Source organism: Shewanella sp. 1CM18E (assembly GCF_023161665.1).
Classification (GTDB): Bacteria; Pseudomonadota; Gammaproteobacteria; order Enterobacterales; family Shewanellaceae; genus Shewanella.
The window spans coordinates 476,100-497,204 of the sequence record NZ_JALNTW010000002.1; the positions used below are offsets into that span (position 1 = coordinate 476,100).

The following is a 21,105-nucleotide window of genomic DNA, read 5'->3' on the forward strand; positions in this document are numbered from 1 at the left end:
GTACGACAATCTCTGTAATTGTTTTATTTTTTAAAAGGATGCTATCAGGTTTATCGGTTTTCATTTATAGCGACAAAGACAAATAGTATTTGTCTTTTTTGCAATAATCGAAACGTGAAACAATCAAGGCTCCCCCCATCTAGGTCTTGTTGATGGCCAATGTTTCATCGATTCTTATGGGCACTTGGTTTGTCCAATACGCCAGAATAAATAGAAAAAAACAGGGTATAAGCAACCTCACGGAGAATAATCTACAGCTCTAGTTTTGGTTGAATAAAATCAATGAAGGCAGAGATCCTCTTGGCAACCGAAGAGGACTTATAGTAAACCGCATTGATTTGTTCACGGCCAGAATGACTGATTTTTTCTCCTTCCAATAAAGAAATTAATCTTCCCTCAGCAATGTCTTTCTTCACCATAAACCCTGATAGACAGGCGATGCCATTTCCCATCAAAGCAAGCTGTCTCACCGTTTCACCGTTACTTGAGGTCAGCGTGGGTATCAGCCTTGAAAATCCTTTTAAAGGCCACTCATTAAGTGTTTTCGGTGTTGAAAACCCAATCGTATCGTGATGTTCTAAATCACTACTTTTACTCGGAAAGCCACGCTTTGCTAGATAATCAGGTGAAGCCACAATATAAAGTACACTTCTGCCCAAGGGCTTGGCATGTAAGGTTGAGTCACTTAAAGCGCCGATGCGAATAGCGATATCAGTTTTCTTCTCTAACAAATCGACAAAGCCTTCGTTGGAGGTTAACTCCAATTCAATATCAGGGTAGGCTTGATTAAATGACTGCACCAAAGGTACTAACTGGTGAAACACAAATGGACTCGCGGCATCGACGCGTAACGTTCCTTTGGGTAATTCTCCACGGGATATGATCTCATCTTCTGCCTGCTGCAGCTGTATCAACCCTATTCGCACCGAATCAACAAATTGTCGCCCCTCATCCGTTAATTCAATCCGTCTTGTGGTTCGGTTTAATATTGTCACGCCAAGTTGGCTTTCGACCTTACTCACCGCTCGCGATACCCGTGCGACCTGTATATCTAAGCGATCTGCTGCCGCTGTAAACCCGCCAGTATCGACCACAGAAAGTAGAATTTCTAAATCATCCGATTTTGTACGCATTCGTGCCTACCATTTAATTAAGCATAGTTTTAATTATTGCATTTATAACAAATATTATTTGTTAAATACCCTATTTTTTACAATCAATTTTGCGCACAGAATCCCCCCATCAAATCGCGACATAGCACTTCGTTGATAAATCGATTCGCCGCTGTGTACTAAACCTAGTAAAAGAGAGTAAATAATATGCCATTAGCACTTCTCGCATTGACGCTCAGCGCCTTTGCTATTGGAACCACAGAATTTGTGATCGTCGGGCTGCTCCCGACGATGTCTGCTGACTTAAATGTCTCACTACCATCAGCAGGACTGCTGGTGAGCCTTTATGCACTAGGTGTTGCTATAGGCGCCCCCGTATTAACCGCCTTAACAGGTAAGTGGAACCGTAAACACGTACTCCTTGCTGTAATGTCACTATTTGTGGTTGGCAACTTGTTGGCCTGGCAAGCACCTGGTTACAACACCCTTATATTTGCTCGCATTTTGACTGGTTTAGCCCATGGTGTGTTTTTCTCTATCGGCTCTACGATTGCAACAGGTCTAGTACCCAAAGAAAAAGCAGCGAGCGCAATTGCGATTATGTTTACAGGATTAACCGTTGCGCTAGTGACAGGTGTACCACTTGGCACTTACATAGGGCAAACCTTCGGTTGGCAATCTACTTTTCTAATTGTGGCGCTATTGGGACTAATTGCGTTGATTGGTAGTGCTTTCTTAGTGCCGAGTAACCTAAAACAGCCTGCTGCCACTAAACTGTCATCCCAGCTAAAAGTGTTAACTCAACCAAGGCTACTGCTGGTTTATGCAATCACAGCGCTGGGCTACGGTGGAACATTTACCGCATTCACTTTTCTTGCTCCAATTTTGCAGCAGGAAACAGGATTTAGCGCCAGTGCTATTAGCCTAATTATGTTGGTATACGGTGTATCAGTGGCAATCGGTAATATTTGGGGGGGTAAAATGGCCGATAAGATGGGACCTATTAAAGCGCTGACGATTATTTTTTCGGGACTCGCGACCATTCTGGTGATCTTTAACTTTACTGCTGTTAACCCTATCGCAGCGGTGGCGACCATTTTAGTTTGGGGGGCCTTTGCATTCGGTAATGTTCCTGGCTTACAAGTGTATGTAGTCAAACTGGCAGAAAGGTACACTCCAGATGCTGTAGATGTCGCTTCTGGTCTAAACATTGCCGCGTTTAATGTTGGTATTGCTCTTGGCTCTTGGGGTGGCGGTATGATTGTGTCTGAAATGGGATTGATGCATACCCCTTGGATTGGTGCTGTGATAGTACTCGTTGCGCTGGCTCTGACTCAAATCAGTGGTCGCCTTGATAAGCGAACAGCAAATCATTTGTCGCCAGAAAACCTACTCGTAAGATAAGCATCACCACTCGCATTAAACACAGGTCAATGCCTTGCATTGACCTGTTCATTTTTATTTATCATTAGTTCATGGCCATGCAGTTAAACGTGTTTTCCTAAGCTTTTACGTAATGTTGCCCCAACATTTAGTATCCCCATCATATATCGCTCCTGGTGGTCTATGCTTTTGCATGGAAAGCTTCTTAACAAAAACCATGGAGATGTTAACGATGATTACCCCACCAAACACCAACCATACCTACCCACGCTCATTTAGTCACATCGGCCTTTCTGTCCCTGACTTGGATGCTGCAGTCAAGTTTTATACCGAAGTGCTCGGATGGTACCTCATCATGAAACCAACTGAGATCCTTGAGGATGACTCGGCGATAGGTGAAATGTGTACAGACGTATTTGGCGCTGGATGGGAGCGGTTTAAAATCGCTCACTTATCTACTGGTGATCGGGTGGGTGTAGAGATCTTCGAATTTAAAAACCAACAAAACCCAGACGATAACTTTGAGTATTGGAAAACAGGTGTCTTTCATTTTTGTGTGCAAGACCCTGATGTAGAAGGACTAGCAGAAAAGATTGTCGCGGCTGGCGGCAAAAAGCGTATGAAAGCCCCCCGCTATTATTATCCAGGAGAAAAACCATATCGCATGATTTATATGGAAGACCCCTTTGGTAACATTCTCGAAATCTATAGCCACAGTTATGAGTTGCACTATTCTGCGGGTGCATATTAGAAGCGCGCCCATTCTTTATGCCCTGCCAATAAACAGAGTCGCTTAGGCGACTTTGTTTTTCTATGCTGTTCAGCTAAGAGATAGCCAATAAGGTCCCAGCTAAACAAGATAGTCGCGAAATCCAAAGACTAAATCACATCCCAATAGCATGAGTCTTTACTACTTGTGCTACTAAACTTCTCTGCTAAAAAGTCAATCACTACCCTTACTTTTGCTGCAAGGTTATCCGTCTCAAGATAAAGTGCGCAGATCGATTGCTGCTCTAGACTCGTCGAAACCTGATAATCGTCCAGCACAGGGACCAACTTACCACTCTTTAGCTCTTCCCCAATCAACCAAGTAGGAAACACGACTATCCCGCTTCCACCTACCGCACTTGCGACCAAGGTTTCCGCATTGTTGCTGTAAAGTGATCCAGATACCTCATACGCTTCTATTTTATCCTTACCGACAAACCAACGCTGCAATCCATTGGTGCCCTTAAACACAAGACAATTATGTTGTCCGAGTTCTTCTGGTTTACTTGGGATGCTATAAGACTTTAGATAACTAGGGCTTGCCGCCATGATATAGCGCTGCTTGGCAAAACGTTTCATTCTCAGGGAAGAGTCTTGCGGCACACCAATGCGGATCATTAAGTCAATCGACTCTGCGGCGGGATCGACAAATGCGTCAGTCTGCTGAATTTCAACCTTGAGAAGTGGATATCGTTCTAATAATTCCGGTAGGTAAGGAGCAATGTGAAGCCGTCCAAAAGCAACCGGAGCACTGATTTTAACCGTGCCACGAGGCGTATTTGCACGCTGTTCGATATGCTCAACAACACGTTCATACTGATTGATAATATCCGTACAATGCTTGTTAAATGCCACACCTTCATCGGTCAGTGAGATAGAACGGGTATGACGATGTAACAGTTTGGTGCCGACTTTATCTTCTAACTGCGCCATTTTTCGAGACACCGACGATGGCGTCATATCTTGTCGACGTGCCACTTCAGAAAAATTGCCAAACTGTGTGGTCATCAAAAATAGCTTTATTTCCAATAAAGACACATCGTAATTCACTCACTTTCTCCCTTTTTATTAGCCTTATAGGGCCTGCAAACCTAAGCAAAGATTAAGGCCTAAACACAAATAAAGGCAAGCTAATGCTTAGCTTGCCTTTATGTTAACGGGTTATGCAGTGAGAATATTTTCAGTTACGATGAAGTGCGCATCCTCAGTGAAAGATTGAAATTGCTCAACAATCTTTTGCATTGACTCGGTTTGAATATCGCTTAGAAAGGCGTCTACTGAGTCAATCTGAATCACTTCAAAATATTCCCATGGTGACGGTTTATCTTGGCCAACCATGCTGATCCCCTTAAACACCTCAAAAGACGAAACGCTACTGAGTTTGTTTACCGTTGGTAGATCGGACTCTTTGGCCCATTGCAGATAAAGGGCTTCGTTAGTCGTCGATTTTAGATTAAAAAATACAATCAGTGTTTTAGCTGACATATTGCTGATCCTTTGTAAGCTTAGTCATGTTTTCTGTTGTCGCAGGCACTGCTAACACTTTTTGTGTTTGAGCATTTGCGAGATAAATACAAACCAATGCGCACGCAATACACACCATTGCTGCAATGCGCCAATAATTCAGTTCAATCGGTGCATTACCGAGCCAACCTTGAGTATCAATCACTAAGCTCATAAGCATCTGACCTAAAATAGTTGCCACCGTGGCAATGGCGACACCGACTTTAGGTACGGCTGCAACCATCACGATCATATAGATAATGCCAAACAGTGCTCCCGCCAGTTGCCACTTAGGCACAGTTAACAGTGTTGCGTCATAACTCGGTTCAAAGAAAAAAATCAATAAACCAGTAATGACAGTACCCATGCCAAATGTCAGTAAAGAGCTTTCAATCACCCCCACTTTTTCACCAAGTTGGCCGTTAATCGCCGCTTGAGCGCTCAGCGCCATGCCTGACGCAATCGCGAGTAAAATAATGAACGTCATTAGCGCCCTCCCAAGTAAACAAAACAAAGTGCCAGACAAATAAACACCACGCCAAGCATACGCAATGGATTAGTGGCTTGTTTTGTCATACCGAACCAGCCAAAGTAGTCAATTGCAAAGCTCTTAAGGATTTGCCCGAGCAAAACGCAAACCATGGTCATCGCCACTCCCAAAATCGGTGTCGCTAACGTTAGTGTGACCACATAAATAGGCCCCAATAAACCACCGATAAGCTGCCATTTGGGAATGCTATTCCAAGCGGTAAACTTTCCTTGCGGCGTAAAATGACGGATCATCCAAAGCAGCGCAGTACCCACACCAAAGATGCTCAAGGTTGCCCATAAGTGACCGACTTGTTCGCCTAGAGGGCCTAAAAGACCTGCCTCGAAAGACAGTCCCATGCCCGCCAACACAATTAGAAAAATAAATATAATGTTCATCGTGGGTCAAACAGTGTCACAGAAGAGTTTTTTGCGTAAGCTTTACCTTTAGGGTAAGACACAAGCTCTAATTGCATTCCCCAAGGAGCCATAAAGTAAACCCATGATTCCCCCTCTGTTGGCCCTTCATTCATGATGGTTGGCTCACCAAGCACTTCAATACCTTGCTCTTTTAGATACGAAACAGCTGCGTCCATATCCTCAACGTAGAAAGCAAGATGATGACCGCCAACGTCGGCGTTATTTGGTGCAGCCTTATTGCGTTCTATTGTGTCTGCGTATTCAAAGATCTCTAAGTTAATCCCTTTCGCGCTCATCACTGCAATTTTGGAGATTTCCGCTCGTGGGTGAACATTTAAATGATCTTGCATCCAATCGTCTGTCGAAGCGAATGGCCCAAACTCATAAGCCAATTCAAACTCAAAGTGCTCGCGAAAGAATGCAATCGCTTGCTCAAGGTTTGGAACCGTGAAGCCAATATGATCTGGTTTCTTTAATCCTGGAATCGCCATTAGAAATCTCCTCGTTGGTGACGGATCTTGTTTAATGCTCCCATAGTGGTCGCGCCCTTATTAAAACCTGTGTATGCCGATGCAAATACAATAAGCTCTTCTAACTCTGCATAAGTCGCGCCCTGCTTAAGCGCCATATCAACATGTGCCCCAAATGGGTTGCCTTCGCCAGTGACATTTAAAGCCATTTGGTCAATCGCAATACTTATTAGAGCTTTAGTTTTCTGGTCAATTAAAGGCAACCCCCATGCTTCACCGGCAACACGCACTGTCATGTCACCCCATACTGGGTTGATTGATTTCAGGCCATCTATCAGTGCTTGATCATCTAACACTGCATTTTCATATTTCTTAGTCATACTCGACACTCTCTTTATGGATAAGATTCGCCGTAGCGATGGCGGGCATTATAGAGAGCGGTGTATTTGGAAAAACCAGCTAAATGGAATAGGACCTATGCAAAATCTGCACAGATGCTGTGGATAGAGGAAAGTTAATTCAAGGCGAATAGCAGCAATAACAAAAGATAGGAAAGGAACCACTTATATAGTGAACACGAAAACTAAGCTTCAGCTGCTTTGCCCAGACGACAAATGGTAGTAAAAGCCGTACCACCATTGCCTGTTTGCGGTTTAATGGTGAACGTTATTACATTCTAGAGTCTGGACTTGGTGATAAAGGAGACTAGCAACACAGCGAGCAATGGTGGAAACCTTGATAGGCCTCAACACGAGCTCTTGTCGCTTTTTAAGCTAAAGCAATCAAACTTCGTTTGATACAGGTCGTGATTATCCAGCTCACACCTTTATTCAACGTAGTCTGATATTTATAAACAGGAGCTGTAAAGCCCCCACAAAACTCAATATCATTTTTCAGCAGAGGATAACAATCAGCAAAAGTGGTTCCAATGGCCTGCGGCCAGCGCATGTGCAGACACTTCCGTGACACGCAGCAAGTCCATCCTTGGAAGCTCGGCCATGACGTCCATGTCATGGACGGTCACGGCCGCATCTACACTTAGTTAGAAAAGTGCAACCTTTGAATTAAGAGTTAGAAGATAGTTCCGAACAGGTTAATGGACAGAAATCAGTTAGAGTCAAAGCTCTTAAAGTGATAAGTCTCATTAGGGAAAGTAAGGTTGTGTTATGCGCGGTAATAATCGAGCTTGGTTCAGCAGGTGTTAGACCCCAAAAGTTGGGATGACAGCATCATTAAAAAAGTAGATATCCTAGACTGAAGCCTGTTACCACAAGTAAGATCACAAATATACACTGATTATCATCTATCCACTTATCCATGTCATATCTCCTAAAACCCTTCATTCTTTGTTATCACAGTTTAGCCATACATCAATGGTGCTTAAAATGCTCTGACTTTTCTACCAGTAAAACTGCTAGCTTGATAGATATCTATTCTAAGCACGATATGTAAATAGATAGGAATTACTTAGAATCGTTACTCTAAAAATACCTATCAACATTAGCAGAAGTATTGCGCTCAGATATGTAGTAACGCCTCGCTAACGGGCGCAAAATTGTTGGCTAAAATTAGCGAAGAATGAGCGCAAGCCAACTGTTTTGCGTCCATTTTGAGCGACTTGTTAAGTGCCCGTTCTTATTCATACCAAGAACTAGTATCGACCTCTAAAGCATTCTCATTTACTGAGATGTTCTCGGGGTTCGTTATACAGGCGTCAACGGAGATATAAAATGGGAAGTCATTTGAGATTTCGCAGAAGTCATCACCTTTCCCGTACTCTTGAGTAATATAAATTGTTCCCTCAACCCCTATCGTGATTCCGTTTTCTTCCAAGTATTCGATTTCCATTGTTTCTGGAGAAACCTGCTCTACTATCACCCTGTGGGCCAAAATAGATAACTCATCAGGGCACGAGTTAATTACAGCATCAAATACTTTATCCTGAATGCCGTACTCTAAGTTTTGTGTAACCATGCTTTCCAATGAATCTAGCTCTTCAATGACTTCCTGAGAGCGTTGAATGATAAACTTCATATCAGTGTAAAACTTTTGAGGGCAAGCTTTGAAGTGCTTAGCAGTGATATGGGTATATTTATTAAAAAAGTTAAACTCTTTCAAATAGTCTTTAATGCTCTGATTAAGATCTTCAATAGTAAGTTCGTCCAGATAAGCATCAGACAAAAAACCTTGTGCGCAAAACTTGAGCTTCTGCCGTCTTGTGACATTAAATTTGTCACTTTCTTTTTCGTACCAACAAGCCTTTTCGACCTCTTTATCTGGGGCACGTCTGTTTAATACTTGCAGAACTAACTCTCTCATAGAAAAAGCAAAATTATGAAAACGCAAAGGGTTTCCATGAGAGCAGTAATTTCTCAAACTACATAAGAACAACTCTCTTTCGAAATCGGTCTTTAACAGTTTCTCAAACTCAATTATGAAAGAGTGATTCAGTAACTTTTTTAACTTCATAGGTTAGATAAAACACCTTAGGGCATTTAACGCCGCAATAAAGGGCGGCCAATACGTAGGTTGCTTTGTGTTATTTTGGAGCGCAGCGACAACACAAAGCAACCGGAGTGTTGGACGTCCAGCCGGTGTATTTTTACCGGCGATCTTTCATTGCTTTGTTAGGTGATTTCGAATAACCCCCTCGAGTATAAGCCAATTATTTCTTCAGACTCTTCTTTGGCGAATTCTAAGCACCATATTTCACCAATTGTTCTCACCATTTCCGAAACAAATGAAGCCACATATGAAAGAACTAGGCCTGCAAGTGCGTCATGTAATTCTTTGCCGTGAATTCTAGAATGGACTAAGGCGCTAATCGCCGACGGTGTAGAGTGAGTATTAGTAGATAGAATTTTGTAAATACCATTGAACGTATCTAAATCCAGCCCTCTACATTCGGATATTTCGGTTTGATTCATATCCGAGCACTTACGGCCTTTTAAAATCTGTCTTTGAACTTCAGGTAAAAGGGATTTAAAATTTCCGTTTTCCTTAATTATACCTTTCAACCTATCGCATTTTTCTTGAAGCAAATCCATACCTTGTTCTTCGGCACCTATAAACTTTGCGATCTGCATTGTAGATTTCTCATCATGAAAATCATAAAGATAGAGTCGAAAATCAGATACTTCTTTATCAACACTCTCTATACAGTAATACCAATGCAGGTTAGCAGCTTCAATAAGACTTCTAGATATCGAGCAAAAAGATGGAAAATCGAATAGTTCTTTTGCATCGGTAAACCTAGAGCAAGGAAGCACTCTTAATAGCGACATGCATTCCGGAACAACTTTGGCCAAATAGTATGTTGATATTTTCTTCCTTCTGTCTTCTGTTTGAACACCATCAAATTGCTGAGACAAGTCGTATGCAATCTCAGTTATAGAGTCGAAGTCATCTATTAATTCTTGAAGGTTACTCATAGTTCAGATGACACCTAACGCCCTAATAACAGGCAAAAAATTGTTGGCTAAAATGTTGAGGAACGAAAACAGCCAACTGTTTTTTGTCCTTATTTATTAGCTTGTTAAGTGGCAAATTCTTCATTGGGTGATTCTAGTAACTCAACTTCATCTAGTTCACACATACCGTTGCCACCATCTAAATAGCGCAAGCCAAGATATACTAATTCACCTGCTTGCTCAGCTTGTATGGCAACAGCAGGTATTCTTTCATTTGTTTCTTCGTCAATTTGTATTACGCAGGTAGGAAGTACAGCATCGCATGCCACACTTTCATCTGGGATGTAAAAAACTGCAATTCCGCTTTCTACGTCCTGCTCAGTTGCTACCCTTCCTGAAATATAAGGAAGACTTTCCCACTCTTCAGCTTTGAACGATTCCCACATGCTGGCTCCTTGCCATTTAACGCTTGTAGCACGGGACGGAACTGGCTGGCGATTTTTTGTGCTCTGCACAAAAAGTGACAGCCAGTGGAGTTCCAGCCAGCGAAGCTGGCGACGTGGCTACACTTGTTAGGAGTTTCAATGCGAGAGACATAAATTTTTCTCCACCACACCATTCGTGATTATTTTTTCCATACAACTCTCGCCGGTTTTGTAGACTTCACATGTTCCCGTTGAAGGTTCGCCAATAGCAATGGTCGTATCGTTGGCGAAACAGCGACCTTCACACTGAGTAGAGTCGCTACACCCCTTGCCAGCATCGGCATAGCTAATTTTACAGCCTTTTGCACCAGGATATACGTAACCCCATTCGCCGCCAGACAGTGAGCACGCCACTCGATTGCTTGATGCTGAGCACCCTGCAATTACAAGCGTCGTAATAGTGAGTAGCAACTTACGATTCCGCATCCCTGTAGAACTCCTAACGCCCACTTAAGCGGACAAAAATTGTTGGCTATAATGTGGAGCGAAGCGGAACGTAGCCAACTGTTTTTGTTCCGTTTAAAGTGCTTGTTATACGAATTCTCTGCATATTTGATTAACTTTCTCATGGCTATTCATGCATTTTTGAAGCTCTGACTCCGGAGTATCGTAAAAACTCAAAACATCATGAGTTGCTGATATAGCGACATTAATTGTGGATGACAATATAAATAGTAAATCAGCATCACTAATTCTGGCACTCATAACTACTCTATCATTTTCAAAATTTTTAGATGCTAACGCACTTACATTTCCATGAGTATAGCGACACAAAGTATTATAAACAGTTGAATAAAGATCTTCGCAGCCTGCTTTTTTAAAACGCTCAAATATATTAATACTCTTAGATTTTTCTGCTTTTAAATTTTCAATATATTTGGGTGTGGCTTCAGTCGTACCTTTGTAATACGGATTAGACTCAGAGTATTTTTTTAGGTTTTTGTACGCTGAGTCAGCTTCAGCTGCCATGATATTTTTTACATAGCCCTCATCAGAAATTAAACACCGAAGATCAACAAATGATTCAAGGGTGCTTCTCATTAAAATCGGAGGTGAAACAAAGCAGTCACTTTTAACTAATACAATTGTCTCTTCACAAAGTGAGTTTATCCTAGCCCATAAAGCCAATATAAATTTTGAACGGTCATCAGTGAAATGTAGTTTTTCTGAATAACTATTACGGAAACAGCAAAACTCATCCCATATTTGATAAAACGAAACTTTCATAAATACCTATTCGTATAACAGTATATTAGGCTGAATTCCGAATAAGAACAGCCAGCCTAGTTAATTTCATGCGAACAAGATAACTTCAAATGCAATTCAAATCAATAACTTAACAATAACTTTATTGCGTACCCACTGACTCTTCTGATGGTGAAAACCAGAATTTACTTATTTGTGACGTGATTTGATTTAACTACAGGCGAGAAATGTTTTTAAACAGTCACTTAGCAGTTGTTAACTGTAAATCGCTTTCCTTGTTACACCAAAATAATGCTAAAAATTCACAATGCTTATTATAACTGTTTATATGTACAGCTAGTGTAAAGGTGGACTGTGTCATCAAAAGATAAGGCTATATATAAGCTTTCCACATTAGGTTTTCTATTAGCAAAGGTTCACATCTGCTACTCAACACTTGTTGTAGTGAAACTGATTTTGGGGCACTTCCTAGTTAGAAACCAAACTCTACAACCTAATGATTACTCCAATTATCAAGTGCAGGTACGGCCGTGACCGTCCATGACAAGGTGAGAGATAACGAAGTTATCAAGTTTCCGAACGAGAGGCAGGATGCCGAACTGGCTTTTAAACATGGATGTTGTTCGTCATGGCCGAGCTTACAAGGATGTATTTATAGCGTGTCACGGTAGTGTCTGCACACTCCCCACTGGCAGCGATTGATGGCCATGAAGCCACAGCTGATAACCTGCTAACAAATAGCGCTTGCACCAAAAAATGTAACCAGCCTTCATTCGAAGGCTAACCAACTTTGGGTGCAAAAATTAGCTACTGAACATACAGCAAACACCAAGTCCCCATCGGAGCCGTTAGGTGATTTTTATTGGAGTATGAGGGTCAACAACTTCGTTTGGGGCGTCATGGTGGATGCAAGGAGGATAAGGACGAGCAGTCCTCCTTGCCCGGGTGTGGGATGGAATCCCACGACGTTTATCAAGCGCAGCTTGATTGCTTAAGTTCAGGCGCAGCCTGTTACCCTACTAGGGCTAAAACCCAGCCCAACGGGTTAAAGGTTAGGCTTATACTCAAACCCAGCTTGTGCTTCACTATCGCTAAAGCTAGCAATCTTCTGCTTACGTACCAACATGCTGTTGATAAGCGAACCAGGGAACATCTCAATCGCGTTATTAAAGTCTTCAACGTTGGCGTTGAAAATACGGATCGCTGCGCCAATTTGCTCTTGTTGCTCGCTAATTTCAGCCATTAACTTCATATATACATCAGACGCTTTAAGCTCAGGGTAAGCTTCAACAGTCACTTTAAGGCCTTGCATTAAATCTTGAGTGCGCTGCTCGGCGGCGGCAAGTTTTGCCGTATCGACACCTGAACTCATTTCTGCAATGGCGCTACGTAGCTCAGTGACTTTGGTTAATACTTCAGACTCATGCAGTTTATATTGCTCTACTAACTGCTCAACCATTGGAATTATCTTGTTCTTTTGGCGCTCTTGGGTCAGAACCGACGCCCATGCGCGATCAACCGCATTGTGTTTACCAATAATGCCGTTGTATAACATGATGATAGCGACGACCACTACGGCAACAACAATTAAGCCTATTACTGAACTATCCATTTAACTTTCCTTTTTGTATCTCAATTAATATCTGTGTATTTAACGTTTTTTGAATCGTTAACACTGACTTTGTAGCAGCGGTTTTTATTCGCCTACAATCAAGTCACTACATGCTAAGCACTGGCCTTAAAATTGTTATCGCTATAGCGCATTATCTCATGCACGATCTCCAGCATTTGGCTCATTTGCTTTAATTCAGTATGACCAGCTAGCTCTTCGGCGAATGCCTTAGGGTTATCTAAGCCGTTTACCCTTTTCACAGCTAGTAGGTCATCGGTTACCGCCAAGCACAATCTTCCTTGCTGGCTGAATTCGAATACTGGCTTTTTCAACTTTTTAGCAAATAGGCTGAGCTTTTCTTCAACCGCAGGCGATAGCAAACGCGCAGCGCTCATAAGCTCGGCTGCATGAACTCGATATTGGCGATTAAACTCATTCGAGGCGCTTTTATAGCGTTCCCCTCGACGCTTGATACCAAAGTCGTTACTGATGCTCATGTCCGCTGCAAACGGAAAATCTAATAACACACCGTGGCGATAGTAATGGTCTCTAACGGTACGAGTAGTAGTTTTACCATTGGCATCGGTGGTGGTTTCAGTGCGTTTTTCAACGTAGTGAAAACGGTAAAGCTGGTAGTCAAATTGATGCACATCGCCTTGATAAGTACTTTTGTATAGACTTTCGATTTCGCGCAAATCGTTACCGCGCTTAAACTCTCTAAAGCTGGCTTCTAGCTCTTTAGCCAGTTTTTTGCCCTCAAACGGCACTTCCTCTAGGTTATTATTAAATAAGGCATCTTTTAGAAATATCTTATCTGATAACTTATTACGCCACTTCATTCGGCCTCTAAGCCAAAACAGCATTAACACACCAATCACACCGTTATGCGCCGCAAACCCTGAGCTTGGGTACCATAAACCTAAAAACGAGGCTAGCGTGTCGAAATACAGATCCCAGTACCAATATGGCCATTGTGGAATAAGATTTAAGCTCGCACCGACTGCTGCCATTAACGCCATTCTGCCCCATTGTGGGCCTGGGATAGGTAAGCGCTTGCCCTTATCCTCACAAAAGCGGGTTATTGTGGCCAAACACAACATTGGATACCAAATCACACTGTAGCCAAGTGCCGCGCTAAGTATTTGCATAATAAACCCTGGCAGCACTAATCCCAGCTCAAGTGCTACAGGTAATAGGGCAAAGAAAAGCGACACTGCACAGAAAAAACGATACCAATTATCGCGATAATCCAGTGGGCCTTTGTGCTGCTCTACCCTGCGAACTAACGCAATTAAATCATCTTGGCTGGCTGCTTGGTTAACATCACTGCGGATCTGTTCAATATTGCGAGTGACTTGTTGGTTATGGGCAATCATCTAGTTATTAACTTCCATTTTAATACTGCTATCTACAACCGTTTCATGGGCCTTTATTGTTTGTTGATTAACAAAGTTATTATCAGATAAGCGTATGAGTTCATAAATAGCATCGAGTAACTTTTGTACCCGTTTTAGCTCAGTATGACCCGCGATTTCTTTATAAAACTCGTCAGGTTTTGCCAATGAATGTTTACGCTTTTCAATAATTAATTTACTGCTAGAGGCAATACACAAGCGACCATCAGGAGCGATTTCTACCATAGGTGAAATAAAATTCTGATTAAGCTTTATAAGCGACTCAATCACGGCTGGAGTTAACAAGCGTGCAGCGCTGATTTGATCGCAAGCCTGTACGCGAAATATGTCATTAAACGCATTAGATTCTGTTTGATACTTTTCTTGATAAACCGAACCTTTAAGCTTTACCTCGTCTTCAGCATCTATGCATAAGCCTTTAGCAAAGGGAAAATCGAGCAACATACCGTAGCGATGGTGGTCTTCATACACGGTTTTAGTTTTATAACCGCCATTACCATCTGAGCTGGTTTGGCTGCGCTTTACCGTGTATTGAAAGTGATACAGCTTATAATTAAAGCTGTGTTGCTCACCTTGATAATGCCCTTCAAACATCTGCCGTATATCGCGGCTACCATTACCACGGCGAAACTCTACAAACTGCTTTTCAAGTGCATCTAGTTTGTCTTCAGCTACAGGCTTAGTTTGTTTTAAGCCATTATTAAACAAGGCATCACGGAGGAATATTTTATCTGAAAGATGCTTACGCCAGTTAGCGCGGTAATCTAACCATACCCAAGCAAGTGAACTCACAATAATGAGTATTAACCACAGCGAAAACGGCTCATCGTCAATCTTCCCTGCGCTAATCACATAGACAAAGCCATGCGTTAATGCCCAATAGATTTTCGGCCATTCAGGTACATAAAACGCTACTGCAACCATAGCCGCCACCAGCAATGCAAAGTTGACCGCCATAGGCACAGGCAACCAACCGCGCTCATGGCAAAAACTCACTAGCAATGTGCTTGTTGCTACTGGAAACCAATAACAAGAGTAATCAATCACTAACTTGGCTAATGGCTCTACTTGCTCGTACCAGAGTCGCATAAATATAAAGACGATACACAAAACACTAGCGCTGATCAGTAACCACTTAATCCCCTGAGTGATCTTATCGCGGTAATCTAATGGACCTGTATGATTTTTAACTTGAGTGATGATATCGAGCAGATCATCTTGTGAGGTAGCGGCCTCAACATCACTGCGCAACTTGGCAATATGTTCGGCGACTATTTGGTTATGCTGCATTTAAAGTCCTTGTACAACAACAGGCAAGGGTTACGCATTATGCAGAAAAATAGCTAAAAATACAGAGGATTAAGTCACTATTTACAAACCCAATTCAGCTTAAGAATTTTATAAAATATAAAACGCTTTATGACTGGGTTTAAAGGTTGGTGAGGACTTACATTATTTTTATTACTGGGTGATTGCTGGGTAGTAATAACACAATAAAAAAGGCCAACACTAAAAAGTGTTGGCCTTTTAAAGGCTAAGGGAGAGATAAATTTAGTCCCAAATAAACTCTCTAAAATGCTTACGGCATACTGATTCATAACTTTCGTTACCGCCAATGGCTACCTGCTCACCTTCTCGCATTGGCTTACCGTTACCATCAAGGCGCACCACCATGTTAGCTTTACGGCCGCAATGACAAATGGTTTTCAACTCAACTAATTTATCAGCCCACGCCAATAAATATTGGCTACCGCTAAATAACTCACCCTGGAAATCGGTTTTAAGGCCATAACAAAGCACTGGGATATCAAGTACATCAACTACGTAAGTGAGTTGCTTAACCTGTTCTTTGCTTAAAAATTGTGATTCATCAATCAAGATGCAGTGCAGTGCTTGCTGTGCAAGACTTTCGCGCACCATTTCAGTGAGGTTGTCGTTAGAGCCAAATACTTGGGCGTCGGTCTCAATCCCGATCCGCGAAGCGACTTTACCAACACCGTATCTGTCATCGATTGACGCCGTCATTACTAAAGTATTCATACCGCGTTCACGGTAGTTATAAGACGATTGCAATAACGAAGTTGATTTACCCGCATTCATTGCTGAGTAATAAAAATAGAGCTGCGCCAAACTAAAATCCTTAAAGGTGAATTCGGCGCTAGTTTAGCACTAATTTCTAGACAAAATCACCAGAAGCACACCGATGTCTCAATAAAGTCACAAAAACCTGTTTAGCGTTAATTCCTGCACAACTCTCTGGATAATATATGTACTTTAGTGACAAATTCTTAGCTTTTTAAACCAAACACTTATTTTAACTAGTCTTTCAGTTTTAACTCGCTACAAACCCAGTATTCACATGCAATTGCAACAAAAAGTAAATGTGTGACATATACAACAAAACCAACACAAAACCCTGCATTAGTGCACAAAATGACTCACATTAAGACAGGTTTAATAGCCATGTATTAAATTAAAACCACAATTATAATAAAGGAAGTCAAAAACACTATGCATAAGTCACTCATCGCCGCAGCGATTACTGCGACGTTAACCTTGAGCGCATGTTCAACAACTACGCCAACACACGATACAAATCTAGTTATGGTGCAAGCACAAAACCCGTTCTTACAAGCAAGCACGCTGCAGTATCAAGCTCCTGACTTTACCAAAATTAAAGATGAGCATTTTCAGCCAGCATTAACGCTTGGTATGCAAGCGCAGTATCAGCAAATTCTGGATATTGCTAACAACCCACAAGCGCCTACTTTTACCAATACCATTATTGCAATGGAAAAAAGCGGTGAGCTACTTACCCGCACCTCAAAAGTGTTTTATAACTTAGCCGGCACAGATAGCAATCCAACCCTACGCAAAATTCAAGGTGAAATGGCGCCAAAAATGGCGGCTCACTCAGACAATATCAATTTAAACCCAGCGTTATTTAAGCGTATTGAAACCCTATATAACCAAAGAGACAATCTTGGTTTAACTGCGGAAGAAAATCGTTTGGTTGAGGTTTATTACAAGCGCTTTGTACGCGCTGGTGCCAAGCTCACTGAAGCTGAAAAGCAACAGATCCGTGTACTTAATGCTGAGCAGTCAACGCTAACTAACGAGTTTGCTCAGCGCTTAATGCGCTTAACCAAAGAGATCGCTGTTGTTGTTGACTCAAAAGAGCAACTTGCTGGTTTATCAGCAAGTGCAATCAAAGCTGCTGCCGCCGATGCAGCTGCTAATGGTCACCCAGGTAAGTATCAACTAAACATCACCAACACTACACGTCAGCCAGTACTGACTCAGCTACAAGACAGAGCCCTGCGTCAGCAAATTTGGCAAGCATCAGCTGAACGTGGTCTTGAAGGTGAAAACGAAACCGCATCTTTAGTGGCTAGACTTGCACAGCTGCGCGCAGAAAGAGCTGAGCTACTTGGCTATAAAAACTGGGCTGAATATCGCCTAGAGCCACAAATGGCTAAAACTCCTGAAGCGGTTTACAAGATGTTTGGCTCTATGGTGCCTGCAGTGGTTAAAAATACCGAAAAAGAAGCGGCTGATATCCAAGCTATGATCAAGCAAACTGGCGGTGACTTTGAGCTAGCACCTTGGGATTGGGCTTATTACGCTGAGCTAGTGCGCCAAGAAAAATACGACTTAGATGAAAGTGCCATTACGCCGTACTTTGAATTTGACCGCGTATTAGAAGACGGCGTGTTCTTCACCTTAAAAGAGCTTTATGGCGTAACGCTTAAGCCACGCCCAGATCTACCTGTATACCATGAAGATGTAAAAGCCTACGAAATGTTTGATGAAGATGGCAGCAGCATGGCTATTTTCTACGCTGACTACTTCTCACGTGAAGGTAAACGCGGCGGCGCTTGGATGAGCTCTTTTGTAGCGCAATCTGAGCTACTTAATAACAAGCCTGTTGTTATTAACGTAATGAACATTAAAAAAGCCCCTGCTGGTGAGCCAACATTTGTTAGCTACGATGAAGTCACCACCATGTTCCATGAAATGGGCCACGGTACTCACGGCATGTTCTCAAAAGTGGTTTACCCAACACTGTCTGGCACCTCTGTTTCACGTGACTTTGTTGAGTTCCCATCGACCTTTGAAGAAGATTGGGCAGCCCACCCTAAAGTGTTAGCAAACTACGCTAAACACTACGAAACCGGTGAACCTATTCCACAAGAGTTGCTGAATAAGCTATTAAAGTCACGCAGCTTTAACCAAGGTTTTGACACGCTAGAATATATGTCTGCTGCACTACTCGATTTAGAGTGGCATACACTTAAAGCCGATAGCCCACTACAAGATGTTGCTAGCTTTGAAGCTGCCGCACTTAAAAAGCACGGCGTAGATTTACCCGCTGTGCCACCACGCTATAAGTCGACTTACTTTGCCCACGCCTTCCCTGGTGGTTACTCTGCAAGTTACTACGCTTATATGTGGAGCGAAATTCTAGCTGCTGATGCGTTTGCTTATGTACAAACTCAAGGTGGTCTTGACCGTGAAATCGGTATGAAATTTAGAAAAACCATTCGCGAAGTGGGCAATACAGTGGCACCTATGGATGCTTACAAAGCATTTAGAGGCCAAGAGCCAACAACTGAAGCACTGCTAGAGCGTCGTGGTTTAAACTAACGATAGAGCGTCGTAGCTTGAACTAACAAACAATAAGCTTAGTAAGCAGTGTAAGCAGTAAGCAGTAAGCACATAGGCTTATAAAGAGAAGCTCCCTAATCAGGGAGCTTTTTTATATCTGGCAGCCATTCGAGATAGTCATTAGCGATTATCCTACTATCCCCTAGCAACAATTTAGGCAATAAAAAAACCGCTCAATAAAGAGCGGTTTAATCTTATGAATTAGCCTTTACTCACTAAGCCAATTAATCTGTAGCCTTATTGCTTACAAGCAGCATCTGGCGAGCAAGATTTAATGCGCAGTACAATAATGCTTAATACGAATAATACGCTACAAGCAATTAAACCTGCGGTTACAGACTCGGTAAAGCCAAGCACTAAGTAACCCGCCATGCTTATCCCAGCAACGATTAACGCATATGGAAGCTGCGTCATAACGTGGTCGATATGGTGACAGTTTGCACCTGTTGATGACAAAATCGTAGTGTCTGAAATCGGTGAACAATGATCACCAAATACCGCGCCAGCAAGCACAGACGCAAGCATTGGTAACATCATGCCTGTGTGACTACCCATCGCCATATCTGCTGCAATTGGTAGCATGATACCAAAGGTACCCCAGCTAGTGCCGGTAGAGAACGCTGTCAAACCAGCTAGAATGAATAGTACTGCCGGTAGCATGGCAAATGGAATATTACCGGTTGCTAGGCTTGCCATGTACTTACCTGTTTCTAACTGACCAATTACGCCGGCAATTGTCCAAGCAAACAGCAAGATATAGATAGCAGGCAGCATTGACTTAGCGCCTTCGAATAGACCTTTAGCGATCATCGATTTTTCAACGCCTTGGTAAATAACCAGCGCTAGAGTAACCACTAGACCAATTGCTGCACCAAAGAATAACGATGAACCAACGTCAGTATTTTCAAACGCACCAATTAAACTGAATTCTGCACCTTTGGCAGCTAGAGCATCACCGCCGCTGCTAACCATAAAGTAGAAAGTCGCAAATACAAGTACAGTAATTGGCAAGAACAAGCCCATGATCTTACCTGTATCAGCTTCTGGTAAGTCTGAGTTAGCGCCTGGTGGTAAACCTTTAGATTCGTCATAAAGCTCGCCTTTTTGCGCTTTAAGCTCATGTTGGCGCATTGGACCAATATCAAGCCCCATCAAGGCAACACAAAGCAGTAATAACAGCGCAAAAATTGCGTAGAAGTTCATCGGGATCATCTGCACAAACACACTTAAGTGGCCTGTGTCAGTAAAACCATGAGCTGTTAAGATCCCGCCGATTAATGCGATAATATATGCACCCCAGCTTGATACTGGTGAGATCACGCAAATTGGCGCAGCAGTAGAATCAAGCAAATAAGCCAGTTTACTGCGAGAAATGTAGTATCTGTCGGTAAGGGGTCTTGCCACACTACCAACCACTAAACTATTAAAATAATCGTCGATAAATACTACACAACCTAAAAACATGGTTAGTAGTTTTGCATCGCGCTTATTACGAATATGGTTACGTGCCCAATCGGCGAATGCTCTTGATGAGCCACTCACAGTGATTAAAGCCGTGATCATGCCAAGCAGTACAAGGAAGCCTAAAATATAAAGATTCCAGCTATTTAACGCGCCATCATCCCAAATCAGAGCGGATACTTTTTCACCTAGGTATTGTGCCGTTTGCATAGCCGAGAAATCGGTAAGCAGTAAAGCCCCCAATACAATCCCCACACCCAGTGACAGTAGAACACGACGAGTTAACATCGCAAGTACGATTGCCGCTACCGGAGGCAGCAGCGATAAAGCCGAATCGGCATAGCTTATAATTGTCATTGTTTTAATTTCTTCGCTAAATACGAATGGAGGCCGACTGAACTGGTGGGATATAGCAATAAATATCTGATTACACCTGTCCTATCAGTAGCGCTCCATAGCCATATTAATGGTTCGTCATTAATATAAAAATTTCTTATCTTCCAGATAAGAAAATACTATGGCAGTGCTGCCCCTATTTGGTCACAGCCCCAGCAACTAGCCCCGATATGCTATGTCACTTCGGCATCAAATCCTTTCTCGATAGATCAGCGGCATCACCCTACTTATCGATACTGATATTTAATGCACCTCTACTTCTCAGGAC

The 21,105-nt window shown here is 42.4% G+C and carries 19 protein-coding genes and 1 riboswitch; of the genes, 3 read left to right on the forward strand and 16 right to left on the reverse strand.

The window, feature by feature from the left end; genetic code table 11:
- Positions 1-251: 251 nt before the first annotated feature.
- On the reverse strand, positions 252-1,133 hold the full coding sequence (locus MSG37_RS05285) for a LysR family transcriptional regulator (protein ID WP_248469527.1): 882 nt from the start codon (positions 1,131-1,133) through the stop codon (positions 252-254).
- Positions 1,134-1,319: 186 nt separating this feature from the next.
- Here MSG37_RS05285 and MSG37_RS05290 point away from each other — a divergent pair, with 186 nt between their 5' ends.
- Together MSG37_RS05290 and MSG37_RS05295 are read left to right on the forward strand one after the other, a co-directional pair.
- Entirely contained in the window at positions 1,320-2,516 is a 1,197-nt protein-coding gene (locus MSG37_RS05290; RefSeq protein ID WP_248469528.1) for an MFS transporter, read from the forward strand.
- A gap of 211 nt (positions 2,517-2,727) precedes the next feature.
- Positions 2,728-3,246, forward strand: coding sequence for a lactoylglutathione lyase family protein (locus tag MSG37_RS05295; RefSeq protein ID WP_248469529.1), 519 nt, complete (start codon positions 2,728-2,730; stop codon positions 3,244-3,246).
- Positions 3,247-3,374: 128 nt separating this feature from the next.
- On the opposite strand, the gene MSG37_RS05300 is transcribed toward MSG37_RS05295, so the two are convergent.
- From MSG37_RS05300 to MSG37_RS05365, 14 genes are all read right to left on the reverse strand, one after another.
- Entirely contained in the window at positions 3,375-4,313 is a 939-nt protein-coding gene (locus MSG37_RS05300; protein ID WP_348984451.1) for a LysR family transcriptional regulator, read from the reverse strand.
- Positions 4,314-4,424: 111 nt separating this feature from the next.
- Positions 4,425-4,748 (reverse strand): REDY-like protein HapK, encoded by a 324-nt coding sequence (locus tag MSG37_RS05305; RefSeq protein WP_248469531.1) that lies wholly within the window; start codon positions 4,746-4,748, stop codon positions 4,425-4,427.
- Positions 4,738-5,253, reverse strand: a complete 516-nt coding sequence (locus MSG37_RS05310; protein ID WP_248469532.1) for a DMT family transporter — start codon at positions 5,251-5,253, stop codon at positions 4,738-4,740. The genes MSG37_RS05305 and MSG37_RS05310 overlap by 11 nt, the downstream gene beginning before the upstream one ends.
- Positions 5,253-5,693, reverse strand: a complete 441-nt coding sequence (locus MSG37_RS05315) for a DMT family transporter (protein ID WP_248469533.1) — start codon at positions 5,691-5,693, stop codon at positions 5,253-5,255. The genes MSG37_RS05310 and MSG37_RS05315 overlap by 1 nt, the downstream gene beginning before the upstream one ends.
- Positions 5,690-6,205: a VOC family protein gene (locus tag MSG37_RS05320; protein ID WP_248469534.1), complete on the reverse strand. Its 516-nt coding sequence runs from the start codon at positions 6,203-6,205 to the stop codon at positions 5,690-5,692. The genes MSG37_RS05315 and MSG37_RS05320 overlap by 4 nt, the downstream gene beginning before the upstream one ends.
- Entirely contained in the window at positions 6,205-6,564 is a 360-nt protein-coding gene (locus tag MSG37_RS05325; RefSeq protein WP_248469535.1) for a carboxymuconolactone decarboxylase family protein, read from the reverse strand. Before MSG37_RS05325 ends, MSG37_RS05320 begins: the two co-directional genes overlap by 1 nt.
- A gap of 1,255 nt (positions 6,565-7,819) precedes the next feature.
- Entirely contained in the window at positions 7,820-8,653 is an 834-nt protein-coding gene (locus MSG37_RS05330; RefSeq protein WP_248469536.1) for a hypothetical protein, read from the reverse strand.
- Between the two features lie 158 nt (positions 8,654-8,811).
- Entirely contained in the window at positions 8,812-9,615 is an 804-nt protein-coding gene (locus MSG37_RS05335; protein ID WP_248469537.1) for a DUF5677 domain-containing protein, read from the reverse strand.
- 104 nt (positions 9,616-9,719) lie between these two features.
- A complete protein-coding gene (locus MSG37_RS05340; protein ID WP_248469538.1) occupies positions 9,720-10,040 on the reverse strand; it encodes a hypothetical protein in 321 nt (106 codons plus the stop codon).
- 570 nt (positions 10,041-10,610) lie between these two features.
- On the reverse strand, positions 10,611-11,306 hold the full coding sequence (locus MSG37_RS05345) for a DUF5677 domain-containing protein (RefSeq protein WP_248469539.1): 696 nt from the start codon (positions 11,304-11,306) through the stop codon (positions 10,611-10,613).
- A gap of 1,024 nt (positions 11,307-12,330) precedes the next feature.
- Positions 12,331-12,897: a LemA family protein gene (locus tag MSG37_RS05350; protein WP_104040364.1), complete on the reverse strand. Its 567-nt coding sequence runs from the start codon at positions 12,895-12,897 to the stop codon at positions 12,331-12,333.
- Positions 12,898-13,010: 113 nt separating this feature from the next.
- Positions 13,011-14,273, reverse strand: a complete 1,263-nt coding sequence (locus MSG37_RS05355; protein ID WP_248469540.1) for a DUF3137 domain-containing protein — start codon at positions 14,271-14,273, stop codon at positions 13,011-13,013.
- Entirely contained in the window at positions 14,274-15,602 is a 1,329-nt protein-coding gene (locus tag MSG37_RS05360; protein WP_248469541.1) for a DUF3137 domain-containing protein, read from the reverse strand.
- 261 nt (positions 15,603-15,863) lie between these two features.
- Positions 15,864-16,442 carry a thymidine kinase gene (locus MSG37_RS05365; RefSeq protein ID WP_248469542.1) on the reverse strand — a complete coding sequence of 193 codons (579 nt, stop codon included), beginning with the start codon at positions 16,440-16,442 and terminating at the stop codon, positions 15,864-15,866.
- A gap of 381 nt (positions 16,443-16,823) precedes the next feature.
- Between MSG37_RS05365 and MSG37_RS05370 the strand changes: the two genes are divergently transcribed.
- Positions 16,824-18,959: a M3 family metallopeptidase gene (locus tag MSG37_RS05370; protein WP_248469543.1), complete on the forward strand. Its 2,136-nt coding sequence runs from the start codon at positions 16,824-16,826 to the stop codon at positions 18,957-18,959.
- 258 nt (positions 18,960-19,217) lie between these two features.
- Here the strand turns inward: MSG37_RS05370 and MSG37_RS05375 are convergent, their stop codons facing one another.
- Positions 19,218-20,798, reverse strand: a complete 1,581-nt coding sequence (locus MSG37_RS05375) for a Na+/H+ antiporter NhaC family protein (protein ID WP_248469544.1) — start codon at positions 20,796-20,798, stop codon at positions 19,218-19,220.
- Positions 20,799-20,878: 80 nt separating this feature from the next.
- Positions 20,879-21,102: riboswitch (Lysine riboswitch) on the reverse strand.
- Positions 21,103-21,105: the final 3 nt, after the last annotated feature.